Annotated in this window: 18 protein-coding genes; 11 read left to right on the top strand and 7 right to left on the bottom strand. The window is 56.5% G+C overall.

The window, feature by feature from the left end:
* Positions 1–108: 108 nt before the first annotated feature.
* Genes J122_RS13940 through J122_RS13915 form a run of 6 tightly spaced genes read right to left on the bottom strand, consistent with a single transcriptional unit; the run spans position 109 to position 4937 of the window.
* The gene (locus tag J122_RS13940) at positions 109–675 is read right to left on the bottom strand and encodes a DUF1285 domain-containing protein (RefSeq protein ID WP_061332931.1); all 567 of its coding nucleotides are present in this window, start codon (positions 673–675) and stop codon (positions 109–111) included.
* Positions 676–692: 17 nt separating this feature from the next.
* Positions 693–1589 carry a radical SAM protein gene (locus J122_RS13935; RefSeq protein WP_061332885.1) on the bottom strand — a complete coding sequence of 299 codons (897 nt, stop codon included), beginning with the start codon at positions 1587–1589 and terminating at the stop codon, positions 693–695.
* A 42-nt stretch (positions 1590–1631) separates the two neighbouring features.
* Positions 1632–2081: a phosphohistidine phosphatase SixA gene (gene sixA / locus J122_RS13930; protein WP_061332884.1), complete on the bottom strand. Its 450-nt coding sequence runs from the start codon at positions 2079–2081 to the stop codon at positions 1632–1634.
* Positions 2082–2107: 26 nt separating this feature from the next.
* Positions 2108–3169, bottom strand: a complete 1062-nt coding sequence (locus J122_RS13925; protein ID WP_061332883.1) for an NAD(P)H-dependent glycerol-3-phosphate dehydrogenase — start codon at positions 3167–3169, stop codon at positions 2108–2110.
* A 54-nt stretch (positions 3170–3223) separates the two neighbouring features.
* Positions 3224–3715 (bottom strand): STAS domain-containing protein, encoded by a 492-nt coding sequence (locus tag J122_RS13920; RefSeq protein ID WP_058089783.1) that lies wholly within the window; start codon positions 3713–3715, stop codon positions 3224–3226.
* Positions 3716–3728: 13 nt separating this feature from the next.
* Entirely contained in the window at positions 3729–4937 is a 1209-nt protein-coding gene (locus J122_RS13915; protein WP_061332882.1) for a PP2C family protein-serine/threonine phosphatase, read from the bottom strand.
* A gap of 114 nt (positions 4938–5051) precedes the next feature.
* On the opposite strand from J122_RS13915, the gene J122_RS13910 reads away from it, so the two are divergent.
* A complete protein-coding gene (locus J122_RS13910; RefSeq protein ID WP_061332881.1) occupies positions 5052–6536 on the top strand; it encodes an HD domain-containing protein in 1485 nt (494 codons plus the stop codon).
* A gap of 9 nt (positions 6537–6545) precedes the next feature.
* Here J122_RS13910 and J122_RS13905 read toward each other — a convergent pair whose 3' ends face one another.
* A complete protein-coding gene (locus tag J122_RS13905; protein WP_061332880.1) occupies positions 6546–7556 on the bottom strand; it encodes an NAD(P)/FAD-dependent oxidoreductase in 1011 nt (336 codons plus the stop codon).
* Positions 7557–7564: 8 nt separating this feature from the next.
* On the opposite strand from J122_RS13905, the gene J122_RS13900 reads away from it, so the two are divergent.
* The 10 genes from J122_RS13900 (at position 7565) to J122_RS13855 (ending at position 16009) form a co-directional block, all read left to right on the top strand.
* On the top strand, positions 7565–8521 hold the full coding sequence (locus J122_RS13900) for an acyl-CoA desaturase (RefSeq protein WP_061332879.1): 957 nt from the start codon (positions 7565–7567) through the stop codon (positions 8519–8521).
* Positions 8518–8985, top strand: a complete 468-nt coding sequence (locus J122_RS13895) for a nuclear transport factor 2 family protein (RefSeq protein WP_061332878.1) — start codon at positions 8518–8520, stop codon at positions 8983–8985. The genes J122_RS13900 and J122_RS13895 overlap by 4 nt, the downstream gene beginning before the upstream one ends.
* Positions 8982–9764, top strand: a complete 783-nt coding sequence (locus tag J122_RS13890; protein ID WP_061332877.1) for an SDR family NAD(P)-dependent oxidoreductase — start codon at positions 8982–8984, stop codon at positions 9762–9764. Before J122_RS13895 ends, J122_RS13890 begins: the two co-directional genes overlap by 4 nt.
* Before the next feature lie 26 nt (positions 9765–9790).
* Positions 9791–11056 carry an NAD(P)/FAD-dependent oxidoreductase gene (locus tag J122_RS13885; RefSeq protein ID WP_061332876.1) on the top strand — a complete coding sequence of 422 codons (1266 nt, stop codon included), beginning with the start codon at positions 9791–9793 and terminating at the stop codon, positions 11054–11056.
* A gap of 2 nt (positions 11057–11058) precedes the next feature.
* Positions 11059–11958, top strand: a complete 900-nt coding sequence (locus J122_RS13880; protein WP_061332875.1) for a DUF1365 domain-containing protein — start codon at positions 11059–11061, stop codon at positions 11956–11958.
* Entirely contained in the window at positions 11946–13214 is a 1269-nt protein-coding gene (locus J122_RS13875) for an SAM-dependent methyltransferase (protein WP_061332874.1), read from the top strand. The genes J122_RS13880 and J122_RS13875 overlap by 13 nt, the downstream gene beginning before the upstream one ends.
* A complete protein-coding gene (locus J122_RS13870) occupies positions 13211–13735 on the top strand; it encodes a DUF2878 domain-containing protein (protein ID WP_061332873.1) in 525 nt (174 codons plus the stop codon). Before J122_RS13875 ends, J122_RS13870 begins: the two co-directional genes overlap by 4 nt.
* On the top strand, positions 13732–14469 hold the full coding sequence (locus tag J122_RS13865) for a hypothetical protein (RefSeq protein ID WP_061332872.1): 738 nt from the start codon (positions 13732–13734) through the stop codon (positions 14467–14469). Before J122_RS13870 ends, J122_RS13865 begins: the two co-directional genes overlap by 4 nt.
* A 79-nt stretch (positions 14470–14548) precedes the next feature.
* Positions 14549–15361 carry an exodeoxyribonuclease III gene (xthA, locus tag J122_RS13860; protein ID WP_061332871.1) on the top strand — a complete coding sequence of 271 codons (813 nt, stop codon included), beginning with the start codon at positions 14549–14551 and terminating at the stop codon, positions 15359–15361.
* An 18-nt stretch (positions 15362–15379) separates the two neighbouring features.
* Positions 15380–16009, top strand: coding sequence for a TetR/AcrR family transcriptional regulator (locus J122_RS13855; protein ID WP_061332869.1), 630 nt, complete (start codon positions 15380–15382; stop codon positions 16007–16009).
* The last annotated feature ends 2 nt before the right edge of the window (positions 16010–16011 follow it).

Genomic DNA, 16011 nt, shown 5'->3' with positions numbered 1-16011 from the left:
CCACCGGGCCTCGTTAGAGAGCCAGGCTCGGTAACAAGTATGAAAACACAGTTTAACAAGTGACAGACTGCGTTTTCTACCCTATTTATAGAGGCGAACTTCCGCTTTTCAACCGCCCTGCCCGATTTTCCAGAATTTTCCGTGACTAAGCACGCCGTACTGGGCTTCCCCATTTTCGTGCTGTTCTTCCACCAGATCAGCCAGCTCGTAGAATGCCGCCGTCACCAATCGGGCCTCAATACCGTGGCGGACGTAAACCACTGGGCGGGGCTCGTCGCTGTTCGGGTACTGGCTCACCGCCAGGGGATGCTCTGGCCCTATTTCAAGAATTTCACCCACGTTGGTGGTTAGTGAAAGCACTTGCCCGGCGCCCTCTCCTTTGCGCTCCAGGGAGTGTGCCAACAAGGGAGTGTCTTCTACCTGGATGCGCCATTTCTCGACAGGTGTGACCAGGTAATGGTGCCCGTCGTCTTCCCGGCGCAAAATCGTTGAGAACAGTTTAACCGTGGCTTCCCGCGCGATTGGGGCTCCCTGATAAAGCCACTGGCCGTCTCGGGTGATCACCAGGTCCATGTCGCCGGACAACTCCGGATGCCACTGGTGCAGTGGCGGAAGGCCCTTTGCGCTACTGTGTTGCTGTACCGATCGTTCGATATCATCAGGCTTCATGTTCATTGGCGGAAACTCCCAGGTTACAGGCCGCGCATCCATTCGGCACGCAGCGGCGCCGCGCCGGGGTCACGAATAGCAAGGTCAACCTCGCCGAGAAGTCGCTGCTTATCGCGCCCAAGGGTGCCCTTGAGGACCAGGTAATTGGATGCGTGATCACTACGGAATATGGTGCTGTCCAGTTCCAGGTGCTCGAGAAACACCCGAATCTCTTCGAACAGACCCTGCTGACTCAGGGGAACGAAGTCGTCGCCGAAACCGGCGCGAAAGCGCTCCTCACCCTGGGGAAAGCTCACCACCAGCGTGGACAGGTAATCGGGCTGAGTCTCGTTGCACAGAGTGGCCGTGTTGATGGCATGCTGCCGGGAGAGCACCTCGCCCCCCAGACCGTTGAGCACCATCACAGAGCTGGTCAGCCCCGCCTGCTTTATCTTCTCCAGAGCCGACCGGGTAGACTCCCAGGTTTCGCCCTTGTTGATTCGGCGAAGCACTTCGTCATCACCCGATTCCATACCGACGTACAAAATGCCCAAACCGGCTTCCCGCAACTCGACAAGTTCTTCCACGGATTTCCTGGCCAGGTTGCGGGGCAAACAGTAACTCGACACCCTCCGCAGACCTGGGAAAGCCTGCTTCAGGTCTGCCAGAATTTCCAGTAAGCGTCGGGTTGGCAGAACCATGGCGTCGCCGTCCGCGAGAAACACCCTTGGTACGGATTCGAAGGCCTCAGCGGCCCGGGCAATATCACGGCGGATATCGTCGGGTTTGCGCGCGCGGAACTTTTTCTGGGGTTGGGTGTACATTTCACAGAAGGTGCACTGGTTCCAGGAGCACCCGTTGGTGACCGGCAGTATCAGCGATTTGGCTTCACTCGGTGGCCGGAACACCGGCTCAACGTACTCAATCGGAAAGCTGTACATGGCGTCTCAGCAACAATTCAGGGAAGTTGGATATGGGTAAGATCAGGGCAAAAACTGGGCTTTCAAGTCTGCGCAGCCGGGTCCCACCACTGGCATGTCGAGCAACACCGCCTGCGCAGTCATGAACGGTATGCCTTTGCGGTGGCCATCCACCAACAGGGTGGACAGACAGCCAACGAACGGCATGTGAGACACCAGCATCAGCGGCGAGGCCTTGTTCTCCAGCAGCAGATCGAGGCAATTTCCGGGGTCGTCATCCGGGGTGATGACCGGGCATTCTTCAACCGGGCAATTGAGCACTTCAGACACGATCGCCGCGGTCTGGCGGGCGCGCGTATACGGACTGGCCCAGATTCGCTCCGGCCGCCAGGGAGACTTGGCAATCTGCGCAGCCACAGAGGCGACTCCGGCCCGGCCGGCTTCCGTCAGCTCCCGTTCCTGGTCCAGGGTGTGCCAGCCGGCCTCACCGTGGCGCATGATGATCAGATGCAAGGTAATCCTCCCTGCCCGGCGCGGGCTTACTGACTGATGGTACGGGGCAGAATAAACTCAACGTCGGAATTCTGGACAGCCATCATCAGGCTGTTGATGACCGCGTTGATGGAGGCGCCTTCGTACAGGATTTCATAAAGCCCCCTCACCAGAGGCATATAAATACCAATGGCCTCTGATTTCTCCCGGACCAGCTTCAGGGTATAGATACCCTCGGCTACCTGCCCCAGCTCCTGTGCAGCTTCGTCAAGCTTCTTGCCTTTACCGACCGCATAACCCACCCGGAAGTTCCGGCTTTTGTTGGAGGTACAAGTGGCAATGAGATCACCAACGCCAGCCAATCCCATGAAGGTCATCGGGTTGGCGCCCAGGCTGACCGCAAAACGGCTCATTTCCGCCAGGCCACGGGTAATCAGCATCGCCTTTGCGTTCTCGCCCATTTCCAGGGCGTTGGCCAGTCCGGCTACGATCGCGTAAATGTTTTTCAGTGCTCCGGCCAGCTCCACCCCGTACACATCGACGTTTGCGTAAACCCGGAAGTACTCGCAACCAAGTAGCTCCTGAATGGCCCGGCGCACATCCGGATCTTTGGCGGCAATCACCGTGGCCGTCAGCTCCCGGTTAACAATCTCGCCTGCCAGGTTGGGGCCACTGAGTACGCCGGTGCGGCAACGGGGAATTTCTTCCTGAAGGATCTCGCTCATCAGCTTGAAGCCGTGTTCTTCGATGCCCTTGGTCAGGCTGACAACAATCTGGCCGTCCCGGAATACCTGGCTGTTTTCCCGGATAACGGCACGAAATGCCTTGGACGGAATGGCAACCAGCACCACCTCCGCTTTGCGAACGGCATCTGCGAGATCAGTCGTGGGCTGGATATCGCCCTCCAGGGTGATACCTGGCATATAGCGTTTATTAATACGGTTCTGACGAATATCGTCGGCCTGCTCTTCATCACGCATCCAGAAGTGGACGGTGTGGCCATTCTCGCCAAGTACCTTGGCCATGGCAGTGCCGAAACTGCCGCCACCCAGAACGGCGACGTCACGAGGGCCCGCTCCAGCGGTGCGGTAGGTTGCGTTTTCAGACATATCAGTTCCGTTTTGTTGCTTCGGGGGCATCGCAGGGAACGCGTAACCGAACGTTCAGCCCGGTTCTTCGCACTCCAGTGCGCGCACCAGGTTCTTGAATTCTTCCCTGTTTTTGCTGTTCATACCCATCAACACTTTGTGGGCGTCGAGCACTTTATCTCTGACCTGCTGTTCACTGGCCTTCAGTACGGGGATTTCTTCGAGCTCTTCAATTCTGGAGGCAGGCTCCCGGACAATGATGAAAATCTTGTCGAAGCCCATAGAGGCGATAATGCGGGTAATGTCGGGGTTGGTAGAGATCAGAGTTGGCAGGAATTGACTTTGTTTTTGCGCCGCCAGGGCTATCTTGGCCAGCAGGCCCAGGGTAGTGCTGTCGATGATTTCCGTTTCCGTGAGATCGACCACAACCGTTTTGAATTGGGGATCACGGGTGATGGACTCAACCAGATTGTCCAGCGTCGAACACAGGTTCAGCCGGATTTCCCCAATAAACTTCAGGACGTAGATTCCCTGCTTCTCAGCTTGCAGGATTTTATAACCAGCCATTTTCACACTGCCACTAAGTCGACGACGTGTTGTCTGAACCATCTATGGTATCAGTTACCGATACTATCGCGATATCATCCGGCAGCTCCGAGATCTTACCAAGCCCCAGAGCGTCGCTCAGCGATGCGATAGTGTGACTACCTCCTGATACGAGTTCAAGTAGTGTCTTCTCCTTTTCATCCAGGGATTTGGCAGGAATCACTTCCAGAATCCCGTCTGAAAACAGCAACAGCCGGAACGGCTTGTCCAGCTTGACCTCGTAAACCTCCCACTCTGGTGCCTCAAACAACCCTACCGGGAGCCCACTGCCTTCCAGAAAACGGGTTTCGCCGCCCTCGAACGACAAAATCGGCATCGGGAAGTGTGCACCAACCGCATAACTTAATGTACGGGTGGAAATCGAGATAATGCCAACAAATACGGTTACGTGCTTACCGAGACCAGTATCCAGAAGCTCCGAATTGATCCGTTCCAGAAACCGTTCCGGGTACAGGATATCGTCGCTGGATTGGCGGCGCATATTGCGCTGCAGGCGATTGGTCAGGTTCTTGAGCAGCACCGTGACAAACGCCGAGCTGGCGCCATGCCCCGATACATCGGCAATATAGACCAGCACTTTGTCTTCGGTGATGCGGAAGTAGTCCAGGAAATCGCCGCTCAGGTAGAGCGAAGGCTTGATCAGGTGGTCCACCTGTAAACCGGACAGACGCAGCTCGTGGTCCGGTAACATTTTGAGCTGGACCTTGCGCCCGGCATTCTGGTCAGCCCTCAATTCCGCGATACCGGTGCGCAGTTCGCGGTTGGCTTCTTCAAGCTCCTGCCGGTACAACTGGTTCAGGCGATTCACCCTTACCCGGTCAAACAGTTTGCCGATAACGTCGTCCAGGGCGCCCTTGTCGTCGTTACAGGGTTTAAGAACAACATCCGCTGCACCTGCTCTGAGGGCCTGGACAATCTCCGCACTGGACTCACTGCAGGTACAGGCAACGATAGGCGTAAAGCTGTCGGCTTCATCCAGTCGCTTTGATAGCTCTCGGATGGCCTCGGGGGGCAAATCTGCAAAGATGACATCGGGAATGTTATCTTCGAAAAGGCTTCGGGCGGCGCTGACATCGGGAAATCCAGTCACGTAGAAGCCTCTCGCTTCAAGGTAGCGGGACAAATCCGATCTAGCCTGTTCGTTGGCGTCAATAATCAGAATGCGCTCGGTGCGCGAGGTCATGTTGATGGCCTTAAACTACCAGCGATAAAAGAGAAATTGGCTTCATTACGCCTATTCTGGCATGCCCCTGTGATATAACAAGGGCCGTGTCATTAAATTGGGAGATTTGTAACCATGCGACGTGCCGTCAACGACCTGCTCGGAGCCTACGACAAGCTCATCATGGACCCCGTGCACGGCGGCATTCCCTTGTATCGGCATGAAATCCAGGTGATTGACCATCCCCTGTTCCAGCGTCTGAGAAACATCTGCCAGAACGACATCCTGAGCCTGGTGTTCCCCGGCGCGACCCACTCCCGGTTCCTGCACAGCATTGGCGTAATGCATGTGGGCACCCGCATGTTTCGTTCAATGATCGACGCCTACCTTCGGGAAAGGCAACTCAGCGAACGCACAGATCTGAGCCTGAGCCAGCTGGACGCCATCGATTACCTGGCCAAAACCATTCGCCTTGGTTGCCTGCTGCACGACAGCGGCCACTCCAGCTTTTCGCACCAGTTCACCCAGGCCCGCCGCATCCGGGAACTCATGTCGCGCCCCCAGCGTTTCCGGGACCTCTGGCGCGGGGTCGACTTCACCCGTTATCACCCGGAGGAACCAGGAGAACTGGAACATGAACATTATTCCGTCCGGGTTGCCCATGACGTGCTTTCATCGGTAGATCTGGATAACGCTGGGCTGAACGCCGTTGATGTGATTGGCATCATGGAGACCACCGACGTAACCCCAAGCGACACCTTCTGCCGCCACGCCCGCACCTTCTGGGCATTCATTGCCGGCGAAGATGCGGTCGCCGGCACCATCGGTGAACAGGACGTGCCGGCCCTGGTCATGGGGTTGCTGTCCTCCATCGTGTCCGGTGAGATCGACGCTGACCGGGCAGATTACATGCTGAGGGATGGTTTCCACAGTTCCGTTACCATCGGCGGGTTCAACCTCGACCACCTTCTAAGCAACCTGAGGTTTGGCTGGGATGTGTCCGAACCCTGGATGGGCCTGGCGATTACCCAGAAAGGCCTGGGTGCCCTGGAAGATTTCGTTTACAGCCGGTATCAGATGTACCGGAAAGTCTACGCCCACAAAACAGCCCTGGGTTTCGACTGGCTGCTGCGGGAAGCCATCAACGAAGTACTGGAAGACGCGGAAAGCTTCGACTGGATCGACACCTGCCTGAGCGATATGAGGTACTTTGCCGAGCTGACCGATAACTTCTTCTGGGAAGCTTTCCGGAAAGTGGCCCGCAAGCATCCGAAAAGTTATTCATTCTGCATAGTAAACCGGGTGAAGCTGCACCACCTGGATACCCGGGAAAATCTCGACAAACAGCAGATTGCCGACCACAGCCACTGGCTGGCTGGCGAGTTGGCCATGGACCCGGGCAACGTGGTGACCTGCTCCATGCGCGCCCGTTTCTCGAATATCCAGGACAACTTCAACGGCATAAAGGTATTGGTGAAGAATCCGATCTCCCGGGAGCGCTCATTGCGCAAGATTACCGAGGTCAGCGCGTTTTTCTCGAAGTTTGGTGACGGCACCATCACCCATTTCTACAGCCGGCCGGAAGTCACCAGGATGGCGCCTCCCGACCTGCTTGAATAGACTGGTGCGCTACTGAATCGCGGCAACCAAGCGGGTGGCGCTTTCCCACGCGCCTTCCACCCGGCCGCCAGCCAGCCAGTCGCCCGCCAGCCCAACCCCATTCTCGGCATCGTACCGATAGCCGGGCTGACTACTCCAGGCCGACCGGGCATAAAGCCAGCGGTGGGCCACCGTCTCATCGGGCCGGGCATCGGCACCGGTTAACGCCGCGAATTCGCCTACCAAAGCGTTGTTGACATAGCCCGGCTCTGCATCCACATGGGCCTTGGTCCACTCCGGGGTGGCATGCAGTACCCACCATTGGCCGGAATCATCCCGGCCGGGTTTGGAGGAGTTGTTAGCAACCCAGTAGAGCACCTCAGAGTGCGGGCGCATGGCGTCTGCGTCCACCTCCGGTGGCTCCGAATAGTGAGCCGCCACTGCCCAACATGGGAGAATCTGATCAACCGGCTTTTCCAGCTCTTCCGCCAGCCCGTCAAGCTGGCTCGCCCGTAACAACTCCTGGGCCTGGGCCGGGGGCGCGGTGATGATCACCTGGTCGAAAACACCGTGGTTCAGTCCTTCTGTACACACCAGTTGCCACTGGTTACCGGAACGCTCCAACCGTTCAATTCTCACCTGGGCAGTGACATCAACGTGAGCAGACAATGCGCGGGTGATGGCAGTCATTCTCGGTACTCCAACATAACGCTTTTCTTCCGGAAACGGCTGCCAGTTCAGGGTGTCGTCCTGAAAACGAAATCTGGCCGGCCATTCGAGGAACGCATCGCTTCCCGCCCAGCGCTGCAAGAACGAAAGAAACTCACGGTTGCGGGCGGTAAAATATTGAGCACCAACATCGGCAGAGCCACTACCCACTCTCTTGGAGGCCATACGACCACCGGGCCCGCGACTTTTCTCAAACACCGTGACACTATGGCCCAGTTGGCCAAGTAAAATTGCAGCCGTGAGGCCTGCCAGACCTGAACCGATAACCGCTACGCTGCGTATTGATGTGGTGTCTGATGTCACTTTAAGCATGGTTGTATATGGCCCGATTGAATTATTGGTTAACAAACATTCTGAGATGGTTCGATTCCGAAGCCGGTTCAGATCACCTGGACTCCAGTTCCAGATCCTTTAACTGGGTGAGAGTGCTGCCTTTTATCGCATTGCATCTTGCTTGCCTACTCGCATTTTTCACTGGTGTCAGCACGTTTGCCGTCGTGTTCGCCGCAGCCTTTTTCATCATCCGAATGTTTGCCATCACTGGCTTCTATCATCGTTACTTTTCCCACAAGACATTCAAAACCAGTCGCGCCGCCCAGTTTGTGTTCGCCGTATTGGGTGCCAGTTCGGCCCAGCGGGGCCCATTGTGGTGGGCCGCTCACCACCGCCATCATCACCAACACTCCGATAATGCGGAAGACCTGCATTCCCCCCACCACGGCGGGTTCTGGTGGTCTCACGCTGGCTGGTTTACCTGTGATGCCGGTTTCAGCATGGATGAACGCCGGGTACGAGACTGGTTGAAATTTCCGGAACTCAAGTTTATCAACCGTTTCGATTCATTGATCCCGGTGGCGGCAGCCGTGCTGATCTACCTCCTTGGTGAAGCCCTGGCGGTTTGGGCACCGGGGCTGGGCACCAATGGTTTGCAACTGCTGGTTTGGGGATTTTTCATCTCAACGGTGTGCTTGTTCCACGCGACGGTATCCATCAACTCCTTGTCGCACGTGTGGGGAAAACGCCGGTTCGAAACCGACGACGACAGCCGAAACAATTTCTGGCTCGCGCTCATTACGCTGGGCGAAGGATGGCACAACAATCATCACCGGTGGCCACAATCCGTGCGCCAGGGGTTCCGGTGGTATGAAATAGATATTACCTGGTACGGGCTCTGGGCGTTGTCCAAGCTCGGGATAGTGTGGGATTTGAATCCAATACCGGCACACATCCAGAAAGAAACCCGTGAATTGGACGAACAGAGGAGGAAGCGCAAATGACGACTGCTTCTGCCATCGAGGTCGGCTCACCGAACCCCGCCCTGCCAGCTGTGCTCGACCAGTTCTGCGCCTTGTTCAATCAGCTGGATAAGGGCAATCTGCACAAACTGCAGCAGGTTTATGGTGAAGACATCGAGTTTCAGGATCCATTTGGAACGGTGAGCGGCCTGGATGAACTGACGAATTACTTTGCCGACGCCTACGGCAACGTTATCCGCTGCCAGTTCCACTTCAACAGCCCAGTGATCCAGGACTCTTGGTGCACGATTCCCTGGGTAATGGAGTTGCAGCACAAACGCATCAAAAGGGGAAAAACCGTAGAGGTTGAGGGTATCAGCCACCTCCGGATTCTGGACGGTCGGGTACGGTACCACCGGGATTACTTCGATGCCGGCCAGTTACTCTATGAAAATCTTCCGGTAGTGGGCGGCGTGATCCGCTGGGTCAAGGAGCAGGCAGGATGAGCAGACGCTTGGAAACCGCCAGCAACATCTGGCTGACCGGCGCATCGTCCGGTATTGGCGAGGCACTGGCAAAACAACTTGCCACCCACGGGCACAGGCTGATTGTCACCGGGCGCCGGAAGGAGGCACTGGATGCCCTGGTGAATCAGCATCCCGAACAGATGCTGGCCGCCCCCGCCGACACCACCAGTAAGAGTGACCTTGAGGCTTTAAAGGATTCTCTGGGCCACTTTGGTGATCTGGATGTGGCGATACTCAATGCCGGTACCTGCGAATACCTGGAAATCGCCGAGTACGACAGCCGCGTTATTGAAGCCAACATGATAACCAATGTGGTTGGCACCGCCCGCAGCCTGGATATCGCGCTCCCAGCCCTCAGGGCCACACGGGCCAAAGGTAAACCGGCAACACTGGTGATCGTCAGCTCGTCGGCCTGGTGGTTTCCCTTTGGCCGGGCAGAGGGTTACGGCGCTTCAAAGGCTGCCCTGACCTACTTTGCTCACGCGCTGCGTGCCGACTTGGCGGCGGAAGGCATCGACGTGGTGGTGGTCTCACCGGGCTTTGTAAAAACACCTCTGACGGACCGTAACGACTTCCCCATGCCCTTCATCATCAGCTCGGAAGATGCAGCCCACCGCATCGTTAAAGGGCTTGAAAAGGGTAAAACGGAAATCGCCTTTCCCCGGCGTTTTACCTGGCTGCTCAAGGCGCTGGGCGCCTTGCCTCAAGGCCTTGTGGATCGCATGGCCGCATCCATGGCCCGTAACAACCACTCTTGAACACTTTGGTAACAGGAAAAGATTGCATGAACCCGAATCGTCAGCGTATTGCTGTGATTGGTGCCGGTGTATCCGGCTTAACGGCGGCCTGGCTGCTCAGCGAAAAACACGACGTTCAACTGTTCGAGGCTGGCGATTATGCGGGTGGCCACACCAACACCGAGCAAGTTGAGGCTGGCGGGCGCGTTTGGCCGGTGAACACCGGTTTTATCGTGTTCAATGACTGGACCTACCCGAATTTTATCAAACTGATGGACCGCCTGGACGTAAAGTCGGAAGTCAGTAACATGAGTTTCAGCGTGGACTGCCATGTGTCTGGCCTGCAGTACAACGGGACCAGCCTCAATACGCTGTTTGCCCAGCGCAAGAACCTTCTTAACCTGAACTTTCTGAAGATGATCCGGGAAATCCTCCGGTTCAACAAGGAAACTCGCGCCGATCTCGCTGCCGGCCAGATCCCAGAAGGTGAAACCCTGGGCGAATACCTTAACCGCAATCGCTACAGCCGTTATTTCCGTAACAACTACATCGTTCCGATGGGTGCTGCTATCTGGTCTGCCCCGGAAATCGTATTGGAGCAGTTCCCGATCCGGTTTTTCCTGCAGTTTTTTAACAATCACGGCATGCTTTCGGTGGACGACCGCCCAACCTGGCGGGTGATTTCCGGTGGTTCCGCCACCTACGTGGACAAGATGATGGCGCGGCTGGGCGACCGCACTCACCTGAACAGTCCGGTAACGGCGATTACTCGGGACGAAGAAGGCGTCACCATTGTCGTGAACGGCCAACAGCACCGGTTCGATCAGGTTGTGCTGGCCTGCCATAGCAACCAGGCGCTGGCGATGCTGAATGATCCGACCGATCAGGAACGGGACATCCTTGGTGCCATCGGCTACCAGAAGAATGATGTAGTGTTGCACACCGATGCCAGCGTTTTGCCATCCACCCGGCTGGCCTGGGCAGCCTGGAACTACATGATTCCCGAACACAGCACCCAGCCGGTGTCGGTGACCTACAACATGAATACCTTGCAGAACTTCGATGATGCGCCTGAAACCTTCTGCGTTACGCTCAACCGCAGCCATGACATCGACCCCGCCAAGGTCATCAAGCGATTTGAATACGACCATCCGGTGTTTACCCTCGAAGCCGTGGCCGCCCAGGAGCGCTATGACCAGATCGGCAACCGTAACCGGACCCACTACTGTGGCGCCTACTGGTTCAACGGCTTCCATGAAGACGGTGTACGCAGCGCATTGCGCGTTACCCGCGCGTTCGGGGTGGAGCTCTGATCATGGCCAGCCAGTGGCTAGAAGGCACTATAAGACATCGGCGTAAGATTCCGGTTTTGCACGAGTTTAAGTACAAGATCGGTATGCTGGCGTTAGACCTGGATGACTGGGAGACCATCACCTCTTCGAGCCCGTTCTTTTCCCTGGAACGGTTTAACTGGATGTCTCTGTACCGGCGGGATTACCTGAACCCGGAAGTGCCCAGTCTGCGCCAGGCAGTGTTCAACCAGGTGAAAAGCGCCACTGGCTGGGCACCGGACGGCCCAATAGAGCTGATCACTCATCCGCGCTACCTGGGATACGTCTTCAATCCAGTCAGCTTTTATCTTTGCTACAACCACGGCGAAAGCCCTCAAAACGGCGACGTTCCCCGAGTGATTCTGGCGCAGATTACCAACACACCCTGGAAGCAACGCCATATTTACTGCCTTGAGTGCCATCAGCCCGGATCTACCCTGACCGGGGCGTGGCATACCGAACGCTTTGCCTTCAGCAAGCGCTTTCACGTGTCCCCGTTCAACCGCATGGATCAGCAGTACCAGTGGCTGTTCAGTTTCAAAGGCCCCGAGCTACGTATTCACATGAACGTGCAACAGGGACAGGAAAAACATTTTGATGCCACCCTGGTAGTCCAACGCAGCCCGTTTGAACGTAAAACACTGCACAGAAGCCTGAGGCGTTTTCCCCTGGAAACCCTCAAAGGCACGGCCGGCATTTACTGGAATGCCCTGAAGCTGAAGCTCAAGGGCGCGCCTTTCTACACCCACCCGGACAAGCTGGACAAAACGGACAGCCAATATCGAAAGGGCGTGGAAGATAAAGGCGCAGAGATCACTTTAACACCGGCACCCAGGCACTCAGATTCAGATATAGCGGGAAGGGTAAGCTCATGGAGAACCTGAACACATCCGTAGACAGCCAGCGCACCAGCCAAACGCCGCTGGTAAGCCGGATTGCAAAACAGCTTGTCTGCCAGCAGCTGTCACAACTGGCCCACGGCAAATTGGTGGTCAAGGAATACGGTGCTGAGGATCTCGTCTACGGTGACGGGGACCCGCAGTATCCGGCAGCGGAACTGGTAATCCATGATCACACCACCTGGCGTGATCTGGTGACTGGTGGCAGCGTTGGGGCTGCCGAGTCCTTCGTTGCAGGGGACTGGAGCTCTCCGGACCTGACCGCCCTCCTGCGTTTTTTCAGCCGAAACCTGGACACCATGAATGCCTTTGAAGACAAGTTCAGCTGGGTAAGCAAGCCGACCCTGAAAGCGCTGCATTGGCTGAACCGCAACACCCCTGCCGGTTCGCGTAAGAACATCAGTGCCCACTACGATCTGGGTAACGATTTGTTCCAGCTCTTTCTTGACCCAACCATGATGTATTCATCGGCCATTTACCCGAGCGCGGACTCAACACTCGAAGAAGCCGCGGTCTACAAGCTGGATACCATCTGCAAGAAGCTGGACCTGCAGCCAGAGGACCGTGTGATCGAAATAGGCACCGGCTGGGGCGGGTTTGCCATTCACGCCGCCAAGCATTATGGCTGCCACGTAACCACTACCACCATCTCCCGGGAGCAGCTTGAGCTGGCCAAAGAGCGGGTGAAAGCCGAAGGCCTGGAAGACCGTATCACCCTGCTGTTTGATGACTACCGTGACCTGACCGGGCAATTCGACAAGCTGGTGTCGATCGAAATGATTGAGGCCGTTGGACCGCAGTTCCTGGACAGCTACCTGGCCCAGATCAGCACGTTGCTCAAGCCGGACGGCCTTGCCCTGGTGCAGGCTATTAATATGCCGGAGCAGCGTTACGACCGGGCCCTGAAGAACGTCGACTTCATTCAACGGTACATTTTCCCGGGCAGCTTCATACCCTCATTCGGAGCCATTATCACGTCCATGCGCCGCGGATCCAACCTGGTGCTGACCCACTCCGAAGACTTCGGCTTCCATTACGCCCGCACCCTGCGTGACTGGTGTGACCGGTTCATGGCAAACCGGAACACCCTGCTTGAACGTGGCTACGACGAGGCCTTCCAGCGTCTATGGCACTTCTACTTTGCCTACTGTGAGGCGGGCTTCAGCGAACGGGCCATTGGCGTGGCCCACTTGGTGCTGGCCAAACCCGCCAACAAGCGCGCCAACATACTCAGTTTATGATCGCCTCAGACACCGCCCGTAATATCCTGAACTTCGCCCTGTTCCAGACAGGCTGGCTGGTGTGCGTTCTGTTTCCCGGCCTGGCTGCCGCCGGGCTGGTGTTGATATTTCTGGCCATCCACTTTGCGTTGGTGAGCCAGAAGCGCTTTACCGAGCTCCAGTTCATCGGCTTCGGGGTGGTGCTTGGCAGCCTGATGGATACACTCTGGTTCCGAACCGGTGTACTGGGCATCAATGGTTCCGATGAAGTGCTGGTTGCGCCCCCCTGGCTGGTCGCTATCTGGGCCATATTCATGACCACCCTGTGCCACTCACTGGGCTGGATAGCGCAACGCAAATGGCTACCTTATGTGTTTGCGCCGATCGGAGGGCCGTTCGCCTATTGGTCCGCCAGCAAACTGGGTATCGTCACCCTGCCCGACCTCACGATCTCTCTGGCCGCCATGGCCGTGGGGTGGTTCCTGTTATTCCCGTTGCTGCTTTTCGTTCGGAAGACCCTGTACTCGGAGTTGCAGCCATGATTCGTTCAGCCATTACCTTCAGCGCCCTGACCATTCTGGCACTGCCCGTAAACGCCAACCAGTTCGTGTTCACCGGCACAGCCAAGAGTAACGGTGGCACGTTGCTTTACCAGGAAGTCCATCGGGTTGAGGGCCATTGTGCGGAAGGCATCTTCGAACCCCAAACTCACTCAGTGAACTACCGAAAGGAACCTGGCGAGGACCCCTTCGCAACCAAACAGATGAACTATGAAGACTCCTCGCTCCGCCCGAGCGTGGATTTTCAGCAACCGGACTTCAACGAGAGCCTGAAAATCACCTACCCGGAGGCGAACCGCCTGGATATTGAATGGCAGACTCCCGCCGGCGACGTTGAGAGGTACGAGGTAGATTTTGATAATCGGTTAGTGGTGGATGCCGGTTTTGATCATCTGGTCCGCGCCAACTGGGGCCAGGTTACCCGGGGAGAGTCGGTGGAGTTTCGCTTCCTGGGCCCGACACGGGGCGAGCATTATGGGTTTGTACTGGAACCCACCCGCAATAACCAATTGAACTCCGATGTTGTCCTTCGTATTCGCCCCACCAGCCTGGTTCTCCGGTTTCTGGTTGACCCTATCGTGCTGGGGTACAACAAAGAGGGCGCACTGACCGAGTACCTGGGCCTTACCAACATCCGTGAAAACGCAGATGCCAATTTCACCGCGCACATCCGCTACGAGGTGGAACAATACCCGGATTGTGAACTGACGCCCTGAACCCGGCCCGGCCGCCAAACAGATAACCGGCCACGGTGTGGTAAACTCTCGGGCAAAACGTACCGGAGACTCCACCCCCATGATGTTTGTGTCGTTTAACGTCAACAGTATCCGCACCCGTCTGCACCAGCTTGAAGCTGTGATCGAGCAACTGAACCCGGATATCATCGGGCTTCAGGAAACCAAGGTCACTGACCAGGAATTCCCGGTAGATGACATCCGCAAACTCGGCTACCACGTGCACTTTCACGGCCAGAAAACCCATTATGGCGTCGCCCTGCTCTCCCGGGCCGAGCCTGAGTCGGTCCAGAAGGGATACAGCACCGATGACGACGATGCCCAGCGCCGTCTTATAACCGGTCGCTTTACCGTGAACGGAGAGCCGCTGACCGTGATCAACGGCTACTTCCCCCAGGGTGAGAGCCGGGATCATCCGGTGAAATTTCCCGCAAAACAGAAGTTTTACCGGGATCTGATGGCCTACCTGGACGACTTGAAAAGCCAACCTGGCCATGTGATTGTCATGGGCGACATGAACATCTCGCCCACAGACAAAGACATCGGCATTGGCGCGGATAACGCCAAGCGCTGGCTGCGCACCGGGAAATGCAGTTTTCTGCCAGAGGAACGGGAATGGCTTGCCCAGGTTGAAAGCCGGGGCTATACCGACGTCTTCCGGTACCTTCACCCGAACGAGGCCGATACCTTCAGCTGGTTTGACTACCGAAGCAAAGGTTTTGAACGGGACCCTAAACGGGGCCTGCGAATTGACCTGATTATGGCCAGCGACAGCCTGCTGCCCAAAGCCACAGAGGCCGGCGTATCCTATGATATCCGAGGTATGGAACGGCCATCAGACCACTGCCCGGTATGGGCGCGGTTTGACCTCTGAGGAATCGATTCAGCGATTATGAAAAAAATCAAAACCAGGGACAGGATTCTCGGCACCAGCCTGGCGCTGTTCAACAGCCTGGGCGAGCCGAATGTCACCACCCTGCTGATCTCCGATGAGCTGGACATCAGCCCGGGCAATCTCTATTACCACTTCAAAAGTAAGAGCGACATTGTCGACGAGCTGTTCCAGAGCTTTGAAGCAGAAATGGTGGACTTACTCGCGGTGCCGGACGACGCCGATATTTCACTGGACCAGTTCAGCTTTTTCCTGCATTTGCTGTTTGAGGCTGTCGCCCGATATCGTTTTCTGTATCAGGATCTGGTGAACGTGCTGTCTCGCTACAGCCAGCTGCAAGTGCGGTTTAAACGGATTCTGGCGAAGAAAAAAAATGCGTTTCGGGTTTTGTGTGAGAGCTTTCAAAGCCAAGGGGTCATGACCATCAGTGAAGACGAGCTGCTCTCACTGTGCGAACAGCTCACCCTGACGGCCTGTTATTGGAGCAGCTTTGACACGCTGTCCCATCTGGATGACCGGGAATCGGTAGATCCGGGCAAGGGAGTGTATCAAATGCTGCACCTGATCCTTCCGTACCTGGCGGAACAGGAGCAACAGGAGATTCAGCTGACCAGCCGCAGCTACCTTTGAGG

It is taken from the genome of Marinobacter excellens LAMA 842 (assembly GCF_001574445.1).
Taxonomy (GTDB): domain Bacteria; phylum Pseudomonadota; class Gammaproteobacteria; order Pseudomonadales; family Oleiphilaceae; genus Marinobacter; species Marinobacter shengliensis.
Note: the sequence above shows the minus strand (reverse complement) of the source record. Positions and strands in the feature narration are given on the sequence as shown.